This is a genomic window from Streptomyces sp. NPDC003034, from assembly GCF_053591375.1.
Genome location: NZ_JBSFTS010000033.1, coordinates 26,128 through 38,199 on the forward strand (window position 1 = coordinate 26,128; position 12,072 = coordinate 38,199).

Here is a 12,072-nt window from a genome sequence, read left to right on the forward strand (position 1 = left end):
TACGTTGGCGACATCGGCCGTGCTCCCCTCGGACCCGTCCCTCAGACCTGTTCCCCGTACCCCTCCAGCGCCTTTCGAGCGGCTCTGCGGGCACTCTCCGCCAGCTCGGCGGGAGCCACGATCCGGCCCTCGCGGCCCAGGCGCAGGGCCAGCCTGCGCAGCGACCCCGGGTCGGGGCTGCGCAACGTGATCCGCAGCCCGCCCCCGGGCAGCTCCTCGGCGCTGTCGTGGGGGTAGTACTCGGCGACCCAGCGCCCGCCCGGACCCACCTCGACCACGACCTCCGGATCCTCGGCGGCCGGCTGGACGAGCCCCTCGGACAGATCGCGCGGCTCGATGGCGGGCGGCTCGGCCCGCTCGTCCAGCAGCCGGATCTCCGCGACCCGGTCGAGGCGGAAGGTGCGCCGGGCCTCCGAGAGGTGGCACCAGCCCTCCATGTACGTGTGCCCCACCGCGAAGAGCCGGATCGGGTCGACCTTGCGCTCGGTGAGCTCGTCGCGCGCCGGCGAGTAGTAGCGCAGCCACAGCCGCCGGCGCTCCGCGATGGCCCGGTCGACGTCCGCGAAGACCCCTCCCTCGGACTCGAAGGTCACCGACAGCCGGGAGCTGGCTGCGGCGACCTCGCCCGCCGCCGCCTCCAGCTTGGCGGTGGCGCGCAGCAGGGCGTCCCGGTCGCTCTCGCGCAGCCCCGGCAAGGTCGCCACCGCACGGGCGGCCACCAGCAGCGCGGTCGCCTCGTCGGCGGCGAGCCGCAGCGGCTCGGCGGTGGACTCCCCGGACGCGTCGGGATTGCGCCACCAGATGCGCTCCCCGTCGGTGTCGATGTCGAGCAGGTCCCCGCCCCGGAAGCTCGTCCCGCACATGGGGAGCACGTCGAGGTCCGAGATCAGCTCGTCCTCCGTGATCCCGAAGGCGCGCGCCACGTCGGCGACGTGCGCCCCCGGGCGCTCGCGCAGGTAGGTCACCAGGGACAGCATCCGGCGCGTCTGGTCGATGGCGTTGGCAGCCATGCTGGTACGTCTCCCCCTCAGGGCGTGCTCTGCAGGTGGTGCGGTTACGGGGTCACGGGTACGGCTGGTGCGGTGCGGTGCGGGCCCCGGTCAGCCGGCGGCGACGGCCCGCAGCCGGTCGACCACGTCCGCCCGCAGGTCGGCCGGCTCCAGGACGACGACGTCGGGCCCGAACTCCACCAGCCAGGCGTCCAGCCCGTGCCCGTACGGGATCTCCAGCTCGTCCCAGCCGTCCCCGCCCTCCCGCACGGCGGTGGCCTTGGCCCGCAGCGGGTAGCCGGCCCCGGCGCGCAGCCGGATCCGCGCGGACCGCTCCGCGCTCTCCCCCGCCCAGCGTTCCACGGTCTCCCGTACGGTGACCACGTCGGGCACCTCGGCGGTGTACTTCGCCGCGCGCGAGCGGACCTTGCCGGTGATCCGGGAGAGCCGGAACACCCGCTCCGCCCCGCGGTCGCGGTCGAAGCCGGCCAGGTACCAGTGCCCGCGCCAGCACTCCAGCGCCCAGGGCTCCACCTGGCGCGGCTCGGGCCGTGCCGCGGTGGACTTGCGGTAGTCGAAGACCACCGGCCGGCGGTCCCGGCAGGCCAGCATCAGCGGCTCGAAGGCCGCCTCGTGGACGGGGATGCGCGGCTCGATGGCGCTGTGCTGCCCCGCGTACGGGTCCTCCGCCTCCGGCATCCCGCCCGCCCGCAGCTTCTGCAGGGCGCCGCTGGCGGCTCCGGCGAGGCGGGCCTGCTGCCAGACCTTGGCCGCCAGTCCCAGGGCGGCGGCCTCCTCCGCGTCGAGGGAGACGGGCGGCAGCCGGTTGCTGTCCCGGCGGGCCAGGTAGCCGGTCTCGCCGTCCAGGTTCTCCACCGTCTCGATGACCAGGCCGAGTTCCCGCAGATCGTCCTTGTCCCGCTCGAACATGCGGTTGAAGGACTCGTCGTTGCCGGCCTCCATGTAGGCCTCGATGGAACCGCGCAGTTCGCGCTTGCTGAGCGGCCGGCGGGTCCCCAGCAGACACAGCGCCAGATTCATCAGCCGCTCGGCCTTGGCAATCGCCATCGACGCCTTTCCGCCCTTCTCCGCGTACACATCCGTCGCACCGTCACCTGTGCGCCGTGATCGTCACCGTCACACGGACGGACCCGTGAGCGCTGACCGTACCGCCCCCGCGCGTCCCGGCAAAAGCGAGGGGCCCCCGCCGGACGGCGGGGGCCCCTCCATGATCGCGGATGACCCGGTCAGGGGTTCGGACGATCAGGCGCCCATCAGGTCGCAGACGAAGATCAGCGTCTCGCCCGGCGCGATCGCGCCGCCCGCGCCACGGTCGCCGTAGGCCAGGCGGGCCGGGATGGTCAGCTTGCGGCGGCCGCCGACCTTCATCCCCTGGACACCCTGGTCCCAGCCGGAGATGACCTGGCCGACACCCAGCTGGAACTGCAGCGGAGCGCCGCGGTTCCAGGAGGAGTCGAACTCCTCGCCGGTGGAGAAGGCCACGCCCACGTAGTGGACCGAGACCCGGGAACCGGCCTTCGCCTCGGCGCCGTCGCCCAGCCAGATGTCCTCGATCACGAGGTCCTTGGGGGCTTCGCCCTCGGGGAAGTCGATCTCAGGCTTCTCGATCTTGTCGCTCACGGATACTGCTCCTCATACGAATGGACGGGCCCTTCCCAGCGGTGGCCGGGGGGACGACCGGAACAGTCTTACATCACCGCGAGCACGTCGAGGCTGAAGACCAGCGTCGACTTGGCCGGGATGGTCCCCTGCTCCTTGTCGCCGAAGGCCATGTCCGGCGGGATGACCAGCAGGATGCGGCTGCCGACCTTCTTGCCGATCAGGCCTTCCTTCAGGCCCTTGACGGACAGCTGCTCCATCGGCCAGGTGACCGTCTGGTCGCTGGTGTAGGTGCTCTCGAAGGTCTTGTCGTCCTTCCAGGTCTTCCCGTTGAACTTGACGACCACGCTGTCGGTGTCCTTCACGACCGCGCCGTCACCCTCCAGGACGTAGTTCGAGACCAGCTTGGCCGGCTCGGCGGTGTCCTTCGGGACGGCCACGGAGACTTCCTTGCCGTCCGTGTTCGTACCGATCTTGGGCAGGTCCCTGTTGTCCTGCGCGGTCTCCTTGCCCGTGGCCGAAACCGGGATGGAGGCACCCTTGACGATGTCCACGACGAAGACCAGCGTGGCGTTCGGCTTGATCTTCTCGCCGGAGCCCTGCGCGCCGTAGCCGAGGTCCGGCGGGATCACGAGCTCGACCCGGCTGCCGACCTTCTGGCCCTCCAGGCCCTGGTCCCAGCCCTTGATGACGGCGCCGGCGCCGATGGTCACATCGAACGGCTTGCCCTTGCCGAAGCTCTCGTCGAACGGCTCCTTGCCGTCCCACACCTGGCCGAGGTAGTTGACCTGGGCGATGTCGCCCTTCTTCAGCGCCGGCCCGGTGCCCTCGCTGATGACCTCCACCTTCAGTTCCTTCGGCGGCTCGCCCTTCCCCTGCGACAGGGCGGGCTTCTCCCCGAACTTGGCACCCTGCGTGATCGTGGGCACCCCGTTCTTCATCTGTACGGAGTCGGAGCCGCTGTCGTCACCACAGGCCGCTGTCGACAGCAGCAGAAGGGGTACGACAAGCAGGCCGGCAAGTCGGCGCACGTGTTCCTCAGATCTCAGACGGCAAGCGGTCGCCAGCCACTCTAAGCCGTGGGCGGGGCCCCGTACGAGATGCGTACGGGGACCCCGCCCACGGCCCCGGAGATCAGCCGCTGCCACACGGCGCGGCTACATGCCCGCGATGAGCTTCTCCACCCGGTCGTCCACCGACCGGAAGGGGTCCTTGCACAGCACGGTGCGCTGGGCTTGATCGTTCAGCTTCAGATGCACCCAGTCGACCGTGAAGTCCCGCCGCTGCTCCTGCGCCCGGCGGATGAAGTCGCCCCGCAACCGCGCCCGCGTCGTCTGCGGCGGCACCGACTTGCCCTCGAAGATCTTGAGGTCGTTGCAGATCCGCGCCGCCTGCCCCTTGCGCTCCAGCAGGTAGTACAGCCCGCGCCGGCGGTGGATGTCGTGGTAGGCGAGATCTATCTGCGCCACCCGCGGATTCGACATGGTCATGTTGTGCTTGCCCCGGTACCGCTCGATCAGCTGGTACTTCATGACCCAGTCGATCTCGGTCCCGATCCGGTCCAGGTCCTGCTCGTCGATCGCGTCCAGGGTGCGGCCCCACAGCTCCAGCACCTGGTCCACCACGCCGGTACGGATGCCCCGGCGCTCGGCGAAGTCCACCGCCTTGTCGTAGTACTCGCGCTGGATCTCCAGCGCCGAGGCCTCCCGGCCGCTGGCCAGGCGCACCTTGCGCTGACCGGTGATGTCGTGGCTGACCTCGCGGATCGCCCGGATCGGGTTCTCCAGGGTCAGGTCCCGCATCACCGTGCCCGCCTCGATCATGCGCAGCACCAGGTCGGTGGCCCCGACCTTGAGGAGCATGGTCGTCTCGGACATGTTGGAGTCGCCGACGATGACGTGCAGCCGCCGGTAGCGCTCGGCGTCCGCGTGCGGCTCGTCCCTGGTGTTGATGATCGGCCGGGAGCGGGTCGTGGCCGAGCTGACGCCCTCCCAGATGTGCTCGGCCCGCTGGCTGACGCAGTAGACCGCGCCCCGGGGGGTCTGCAGCACCTTGCCGGCGCCGCAGATCAGCTGCCGCGTGACGAGGAACGGAATGAGGATGTCCGCCAGGCGGGAGAATTCTCCGTGCCGGGCCACCAGGTAGTTCTCGTGGCAGCCGTAGGAGTTGCCCGCCGAGTCGGTGTTGTTCTTGAAGAGATAGACGTCGCCCGCGATTCCCTCCTCGTGCAGGCGGCGTTCTGCGTCGACGAGCAGGCCTTCGAGAATGCGCTCGCCGGCCTTGTCGTGCGTGACCAGCTCGGTCACGTTGTCGCATTCGGGAGTTGCATATTCCGGATGCGAACCCACGTCGAGGTAGAGGCGGGCGCCGTTCCGCAGGAAGACATTGCTGCTGCGGCCCCATGACACAACACGGCGGAAGAGGTAGCGCGCCACTTCGTCAGGAGACAGTCGGCGCTGTCCCCTGAACGTGCACGTGACGCCGTACTCGTTCTCCAGCCCGAAAATGCGGCGGTCCATGACTGAACATTACGCCTTCTGCCCTCTTCTGAAACCGGGTTCGAGAGGACGTTCCGATCATTTTCCGATGACACGCCGGGCCCGGCCGCCGATCGGCCCATCGGCCAGCCCGGGGGCAGGCCTGCGGCCGCACCGCGACCGGACCGCCCTCCGGCCGCCCTCAGCCCGCCGCGGACACCCGGGACGCACCCTCGGACGAGTCCCCTGACGGCCCCTCCGGCGAGCCCGCCACCGCCCTGCCGCTGCCCGCAGTTGCCAGCACCCGCTGAGTGGCCGTCAGTACGAGCAGCGAGACGGCACCGGCGGCGCCCGCCACCGCGAAGCTCACCCCCGTACCGCCCAGCTCCACGGCCGGTCCGGCGAGCGCGGTACCGATGGCCGCCCCGACGCCGAAGAAGGTCACCAGCCACGAGAAGGCCTCCGTCACCGTGCCCACCGGGGCATGCCGGTCCACCACGATGAACGCGCAGGCGATGGCCGGCGCCAGGAACACCCCGGCCAGCGCCATGAGCGCCGTCATGGCCACCGGGCCGGGAGTCAGCGTCAGCGGCAGGTAGCACAGCGTGAGGAGCGCCACCAGCATCCGCAGCCGCCGCTCGGGCGCCCCCGGCCACTGGCGCGCCCCGTAGACCACACCGCCGATCAGCGCGCCGAGGCCCAGGGCCGCCATCAGCCACCCGTACACGGCCTGATCGCCGTGGTCCTCGGCGTACGCGAGGCCCGCCACCGTGATGGACCCCAGCGCCGTCCCCACGAAGAAGAAGGCCCCCAGCAGCGCCAGCAGGCCCGGCGAGCGCAAGGCGCCCAGCCAGTGGGCCTCGCGCGGAGCCGACCGCCACTTGCGGGAGGGTTCGCAGACCACCACGGACAGGGCGCCCAGCACACCGATGGCATTGAGCGCGAGCAGCGCGCCGGCCGGGGACCACAGCGAGACGAACAGCGTCACCAGCAGCGGACCGACGGTGAACATGACCTCCTGCGCCACCGCGTCCATCGCGTACGCCGCGTGCACCCGCTCCTCCCGGCCGCCGAGCACGCTCGGCCACAGGGCGCGCAGGCCGCCCTCCAGCGGCGGCGTGAAGAACCCGGCGACGACCACGGCTGCGTACGCCGCCGCCGTGGACCCCGGGCCCGCCAGGGCGAGCCACACCATGCCGAGCGCCGAGACCACGGCGGCGGGCAGCTGCACCCCGGGCTGCCCGTGCAGGTCGACGGCCCGCCCCAGCAGCGGCTGGCCCATCGCGTTGGCCACTCCGTACACGGCCGCCAGCGCCCCCGCGAGGCTGTAGCTGCCGCCCTCCGCCCGCGTGAACAGCACGATCGCGATCGGCGCGGTGCCGTTCGGCAGCCGGCCTATCAGCGTGCCCGCCAGCAGCCTCGCGGCATGCCGGGTCCTGAGCAGCTCCGCGTATCCCGCGGCCATGTCCGCTCCCTTCCGCCCGGATCCACCGGAGTAATACGTATAACGCGACCCGTCATACGTACCATGACCCCAGCCCGCCAGTCCACTCCCCCGCACCGCCCCGCACCGCCCGCACACTCCCGCCAGCCGCACCCCCAGGAGCACCGCGTGACGAGACCCACCAGCCGGGACGTGGCCACCGCCGCCGGGGTCTCCCAGGCCACCGTCTCCCTCGTCCTCGGCGACAAATGGCGCGGCCGCGTCTCCGAACGCACCGCCGGCCACGTCCGCGAAACCGCCACCCGGCTCGGCTACCGCCCCAACCTCGCCGCCCGCAACCTGCGCCTCGGCTCCACCCGCACCGCCCTCCTCGTCGTCCCCGCCCTCACCAACGAGTTCTTCGCCCGCGTCTACACCGGCGCCGCCCGCGTCGCCGCCGAACACGGCTTCGGCGTCGTCCTCTACCCCTCACCCGACGGCACCGGCCCCGCCCGCGCCCCCTTCGCCTCCGCCCGCGCCGCCCTCGACGGAGTCATCGCCTCCTCCATGGCCGCCGACGCCCTCGACGCCATCGGCGGCGAAGGCCTCCCCCTCGTCATGCTCGACAGCGACCCCACCGCCGGCGGCGCCGCCGCCCACGTCAACCTCGCCATGGCCGACGGCATGCGCCAGATCGCCGAACACCTCCTGGCCCTCGGCCACCGGCGCTTCCTCCACCTCGCCTCCGCCGTCGACTCGTGGACCTTCGACGTCCGCGCCGAAGCCCTGGCCGCCCTCCTGGAACCCCACGCCGAGCTGCGCACCGTACGAGCCCCCCTCAGCGTCCCCGGCGCCCGCACCGCCACCGAGCACGCCCTCACCGACGCCCACCACCGGCCCACCGCCATCGTCTGCGACGACGACATCCTCGCCGCGGGCGCCTGCAAAGCCGCCCGCCGCCTCGGCCTGCGCGTCCCCGAAGACCTCTCCGTCACCGGCTTCGACGACCTCGCCCTCGCCACCGCCGTCGAACCGGAACTGACGACCGTACGCCTCCCCGCCGAACGCGTCGGCGAACAGGGCATGACCGCCCTCCTCGCCGTCCTCGAAGGCTCCCCCTGGACCGGCCCCGACATCCCCGTCGAACTCGTCGTCCGCGCCTCCTCCGGCCCCGCCCCCACCCCCTGACCGCCCCCACCCCCTGACCGTCCCCGCACCCGGATCCGTACCGCCCCTACGAAATCCCCCCCCCGCGCCGGACACGACGAAGCCCCGGCCCGCCGAAACGGCGAACCGGGGCCCCTCCACACCGGGTCCTACTCCGCCTCATCCTCCGGAGCCTCGTCATTCGACACGGCATCCGCCTGCGCGGCCGCCGGCACATCCGCCTCCAGCAGCCTCGCCAGCTGCCGGCCCCGGATCCGCTTGAACTTCCGCTGCTGCGCCCGCGTCCGGTCCAGCACCGCCACCTCCAGCCGCTCGGCCGGAATCGTCTTGTCCGCACCGTTCGCCTGACTCGACAACGCCTGCACCGCCAGCTTCAACGCCTCCGCCAGAGTCATCCCGTCCCGGTGACGCTGATCCAGGAAGGTACTGATCTGCTCGGCATTCCCACCGACCGCGACCGAACCGTGCTCATCCACGATCGACCCGTCATGCGGCAACCGGTAGATCTGGTCACCGGCCGCGGTCGCACCGACCTCGGCCACGACCAACTCCACCTCGTACGGCTTCTCACCGGCCGAGGAGAAGATCGTGCCCAGCGTCTGCGCGTACACATTCGCCAGCCCACGGGCCGTCACATCGTCACGGTCGTAGGTGTATCCCCGCAGATCGGCGTAGCGCACCCCGCCGATCCGCAGATTCTCGTACTCGTTGTACTTACCGGCGGCCGCGAAACCGATCCGGTCATAGATCTCACTGAACTTGTGCAGCGCGCGCGACGGATTCTCACCGACGAACACGATGCCGTCGGCATACTGCAACACGACAAGACTGCGACCGCGGGCGATGCCCTTACGGGCGTATTCCGCCCGGTCGGCCATGGCCTGCTGAGGTGACACGTAGAACGGAGTCGACACCGGCTGTCCGTCCCTTTCTTCTGGGCTCCTACGGGGCGGCGGATGATCAGAGCAGGGCGGCGCGCGGCCCGTCGGGCTGCTCCATGCGACGCGCGGTGATGGCGCGGGCCAGCTCCGAGGACTCTCCCTCGCTGAGCCTCCTGAAGCCCTCGTCGGTGATGACGGTGACGATCGGGTAGATCCGGCGGTACAAGTCAGGGCCACCGGTGGCCGAGTCGTCGTCGGCGGCGTCGTACAGGGCCTGCACGACCAGCGTGGTCGCCTGCTGCTCCGTCAGATCGTCGCGGTACAGCTTCTTCATCGAACCCCGGGCGAAGATCGAACCCGAGCCCGTGGCCGCGAAACCGTGCTCCTCGGAGCGGCCGCCGGTCACGTCGTAGGAGAAGATCCGGCCCTTCTCCTTGGCCTCGTCATAGCCGGCGAAGAGCGGCACGACGGCCAGCCCCTGCATCGCCATGCCCAGATTGCTCCGGATCATGGTCGACAGCCGGTTCGCCTTGCCCTCCAGCGAAAGGGTCGTCCCCTCCACCTTCTCGAAGTGCTCCAGCTCCAGCTGGAACAGCTTCACCATCTCCACGGCCAGGCCGGCCGTACCGGCGATGCCGACGGCGGAGTACTCGTCGGTCGGGAACACCTTCTCGATGTCCCGCTGCGCGATCATGTTCCCCATGGTCGCCCGCCGGTCACCGGCCAGCACGACTCCGTCGGGGAAGGTGGCCGCGACGATGGTCGTCCCGTGCGGCGCCTCGACGACACCCTCCGGCAGCCGCCGGTTGCCGGGCAGCATCTCGGGCGAGTGCGCGCCCAGGAAGTCCATGAAGGACGACGACCCCGGCGTCAGGAAGGCTGCCGGTAGACGCCCTGTGCTACGAGTGTTGGGTTCCACAGGTTTCCTTCCACGTAAGCGGCTGCACGCCGTAGGACGTCCGGCCGATCCTTGAACTGCCCCAGGGCTGCGTTACAGCTGAAACACAGTACGCCTCGGACCTTACCCGTCTGATGATCGTGATCAACATGCTGGGCGGGAGCCACTTGGCAGATCACGCAGACGCCGCCCTGAGCGGCGATCATCTCGTCACGCTCAGCCTCTGTGATGCCGTACGAACGCTTCAAGTGGCCTACCCGGCCTTGAATCACCCGGCATGCCTTGCATCGAGTGGACAGGCCGTCAGACGCTGTCGCGTTTCTGTGCCACTCACCGTGCGGCTTGACCTCACCGCACTGCCGACACAACTTGTGCCCGGACGGCACATCCACCTTTTCCTTGACGACCTTGCCTCTGGCGGCCTGGCGGCGCCGGTAGTGCTCGGCGCCATAGGCTGCCACGCACTCCCGGCACCTCGGCTGAAGGCCGTCGCCACGGTTCCGATCAAAGGCGAATCCGCTCAGAGGCACGTCGCGGCTGCAACCGCGACACCATTTCGTTCCATTGGACATAGCGCCAATGCTTGCGGTTTCGCCTTAGATTCGAAGGTCATTCGCCACCTTTTTGTACGAAACTCCGAACGAAATCCTCGGCATTCTCTTCAAGTACATCGTCAATCTCGTCAAGTACGGAGTCGACGTCGTCGGAGAGCTTCTCCTGGCGCTCCTTGAGGTCGGTCGATTCCTCGACCGCCGCCTCCTCGACCTCCTCGGTCGAGCGCGTCGCCTTCTGCTGTCCGCCGCCGGTGTCCTTGGTCGCCATGTCTACCTCACCCCGCTCGGTTCGCACGCTCACGTCGAGAGACCCCGGGATTCGGGATCCCTCAAGATCAGACCCTACGTCGGACCCTACAAGGAGGGTCCGTCATTCGTCCCCGTAGTTGTCCATACCGTCCGCCGCGACGTCCGGCTGCCTTCATGATTCCCGGACCGGCGGCCTTTCAGCCGCAATCACCGCCCCGAAAGCACGCGGACCAGGTCCTGCGCCGTGCGGCAGCGGTCCAGGAGTTCCTTCACGTGGGCCCGGGTCCCCCGCAGGGGCTCCAGCGTGGGGACCCGCTGGAGGGAGTCGTGGCCCGGCAGGTCGAAGATCACCGAGTCCCAGGAGGCCGCCGCGACGTCGTCCGCGTACTGCTCCAGGCAGCGCCCGCGGAAGTAGGCCCGGGTGTCCTCCGGCGGCTTGCTCGCGGCCCGCTCCACCGCGGGCTCCTCCAGGAGCCGCTTCATCTTGCCGCGGGCCGCCAGGCGGTTGTACAGGCCCTTCTCGGGGCGTACGTCCGCGTACTGGAGGTCCACCAGGTGCAGGCGCGCGGCGTCCCAGTCCAGGCTGTCCCGGCGCCGGTAGCCCTCCAGGATCTCCCGCTTGGCGATCCAGTCCAGCTCTCCGGACAGGCTCATCGGATCGCTCTCGAGGCGTCCCAGTACGTCCTCCCAGCGCCCGAGCACGTCCTTGGTCTGATCGTCCGCGTCGGTCCCGAACCGCTCGTCCACGTATTTGCGGGCCAGCTCGAAGTACTCCATCTGGAGTTGCACGGCGGTCAGTGTCCGGCCGCTCCGCAGCGTGATCAGCTGGTGGAGGTCGGGGTCGTGCGAGACCTGGTGGAGAGTGCGTACGGGCTGGTCGACGGCGAGGTCGACGGTGATGAAGCCGTCCTCGATCATGGAGAGGACCAGGGCGGTGGTGCCGAGCTTGAGGTAGGTGGAGATCTCGGAGAGGTTGGCGTCGCCGATGATCACGTGCAGTCGGCGGTACTTCTCCGCGTCGGAGTGCGGCTCGTCGCGGGTGTTGATGATGGGCCGCTTGAGGGTGGTCTCCAGGCCGACCTCGACCTCGAAGTAGTCCGCTCGCTGGCTGATCTGGAAGCCGTGCTCGCGGCCGTCCTGGCCGATGCCGACGCGGCCCGCGCCGGTGACGACCTGGCGTGAGACGAAGAAGGGGGTCAGGTGGCGCACGATGTCCGAGAAGGGGGTCTCCCGCTTCATCAGGTAGTTCTCGTGCGTGCCGTAGGAGGCGCCCTTGTTGTCGGTGTTGTTCTTGTAGAGGTGGATCGGCTGGGCTCCGGGCAGCTGGGCGGCCCGGACGGCGGCCTCGGCCATGATCCGTTCGCCGGCCTTGTCCCAGAGCACGGCGTCGAGGGGGTTGGTGATCTCCGGGGAGCTGTACTCGGGGTGCGCGTGGTCGACGTAGAGGCGCGCGCCGTTGGTGAGGATGACGTTGGCGAGGCCGATGTCCTCGTCGGTGAGCTGGCTGTTGTCGGCGGCCTCGCGGGCGAGGTCGAAGCCGCGGGCGTCCCGCAGCGGATTCTCCTCCTCGAAGTCCCAGCGGGCGCGTCGCGCCCGGTGCATCGCCGCCGCGTAGGCGTTGACGATCTGGGACGAGGTGAGCATGGCATTGGCGTTCGGGTGCCCGGGGACGGAGATCCCGTACTCCGTCTCGATCCCCATTACTCGCCGTACGGTCATGCGGCCCTCCTTGCCCGGCGGCGCTCCCCTTTCGGGAGCGGCGCTCAAGTACCGCTGGTGCTCCGGTGCGTCGTCCTGTGCGGTGCCCGTCCCCG

Annotated in this window: 12 protein-coding genes; 1 reads left to right on the top strand and 11 read right to left on the bottom strand. The window is 70.1% G+C overall.

The genetic code is table 11. The features are described from left to right. Positions 1 to 41: 41 nt before the first annotated feature. From ACWDX7_RS25520 to ACWDX7_RS25545, 6 genes are all read right to left on the bottom strand, one after another. A complete protein-coding gene (locus ACWDX7_RS25520; RefSeq protein ID WP_451490708.1) occupies positions 42 to 1,010 on the bottom strand; it encodes a helix-turn-helix transcriptional regulator in 969 nt (322 codons plus the stop codon). Between the two features lie 90 nt (positions 1,011 to 1,100). After that, positions 1,101 to 2,057 (bottom strand): helix-turn-helix transcriptional regulator, encoded by a 957-nt coding sequence (locus ACWDX7_RS25525; RefSeq protein ID WP_451490709.1) that lies wholly within the window; start codon positions 2,055 to 2,057, stop codon positions 1,101 to 1,103. Positions 2,058 to 2,252: 195 nt separating this feature from the next. Beyond that, entirely contained in the window at positions 2,253 to 2,630 is a 378-nt protein-coding gene (locus ACWDX7_RS25530; protein WP_451490710.1) for an FKBP-type peptidyl-prolyl cis-trans isomerase, read from the bottom strand. 68 nt (positions 2,631 to 2,698) lie between these two features. Then, positions 2,699 to 3,640 (bottom strand): FKBP-type peptidyl-prolyl cis-trans isomerase, encoded by a 942-nt coding sequence (locus tag ACWDX7_RS25535; protein WP_451490711.1) that lies wholly within the window; start codon positions 3,638 to 3,640, stop codon positions 2,699 to 2,701. Between the two features lie 126 nt (positions 3,641 to 3,766). Continuing rightward, positions 3,767 to 5,128 carry a Pup--protein ligase gene (gene pafA, locus ACWDX7_RS25540; protein WP_451490712.1) on the bottom strand — a complete coding sequence of 454 codons (1,362 nt, stop codon included), beginning with the start codon at positions 5,126 to 5,128 and terminating at the stop codon, positions 3,767 to 3,769. 160 nt (positions 5,129 to 5,288) lie between these two features. After that, complete coding sequence (locus tag ACWDX7_RS25545; RefSeq protein WP_451490713.1) at positions 5,289 to 6,551, bottom strand: MFS transporter; 1,263 nt, start codon at positions 6,549 to 6,551, stop codon at positions 5,289 to 5,291. Between the two features lie 147 nt (positions 6,552 to 6,698). Here ACWDX7_RS25545 and ACWDX7_RS25550 point away from each other — a divergent pair, with 147 nt between their 5' ends. Further along, the gene (locus ACWDX7_RS25550) at positions 6,699 to 7,697 is read left to right on the top strand and encodes a LacI family DNA-binding transcriptional regulator (RefSeq protein WP_451490714.1); all 999 of its coding nucleotides are present in this window, start codon (positions 6,699 to 6,701) and stop codon (positions 7,695 to 7,697) included. 128 nt (positions 7,698 to 7,825) lie between these two features. Here ACWDX7_RS25550 and prcA read toward each other — a convergent pair whose 3' ends face one another. From prcA to dop, 5 genes are all read right to left on the bottom strand, one after another. Beyond that, complete coding sequence (prcA, locus tag ACWDX7_RS25555; protein WP_451490715.1) at positions 7,826 to 8,590, bottom strand: proteasome subunit alpha; 765 nt, start codon at positions 8,588 to 8,590, stop codon at positions 7,826 to 7,828. 46 nt (positions 8,591 to 8,636) lie between these two features. Continuing rightward, on the bottom strand, positions 8,637 to 9,476 hold the full coding sequence (gene prcB, locus ACWDX7_RS25560; RefSeq protein ID WP_451490716.1) for a proteasome subunit beta: 840 nt from the start codon (positions 9,474 to 9,476) through the stop codon (positions 8,637 to 8,639). Further along, the gene (locus tag ACWDX7_RS25565; RefSeq protein WP_451490717.1) at positions 9,428 to 10,027 is read right to left on the bottom strand and encodes an endonuclease VII domain-containing protein; all 600 of its coding nucleotides are present in this window, start codon (positions 10,025 to 10,027) and stop codon (positions 9,428 to 9,430) included. Before ACWDX7_RS25565 ends, prcB begins: the two co-directional genes overlap by 49 nt. A gap of 37 nt (positions 10,028 to 10,064) precedes the next feature. Beyond that, positions 10,065 to 10,277, bottom strand: a complete 213-nt coding sequence (locus ACWDX7_RS25570; RefSeq protein ID WP_030233608.1) for a ubiquitin-like protein Pup — start codon at positions 10,275 to 10,277, stop codon at positions 10,065 to 10,067. A 188-nt stretch (positions 10,278 to 10,465) separates the two neighbouring features. Beyond that, positions 10,466 to 11,977 carry a depupylase/deamidase Dop gene (gene dop / locus ACWDX7_RS25575; protein ID WP_451490718.1) on the bottom strand — a complete coding sequence of 504 codons (1,512 nt, stop codon included), beginning with the start codon at positions 11,975 to 11,977 and terminating at the stop codon, positions 10,466 to 10,468. Between the last annotated feature and the right edge of the window lie 95 nt (positions 11,978 to 12,072).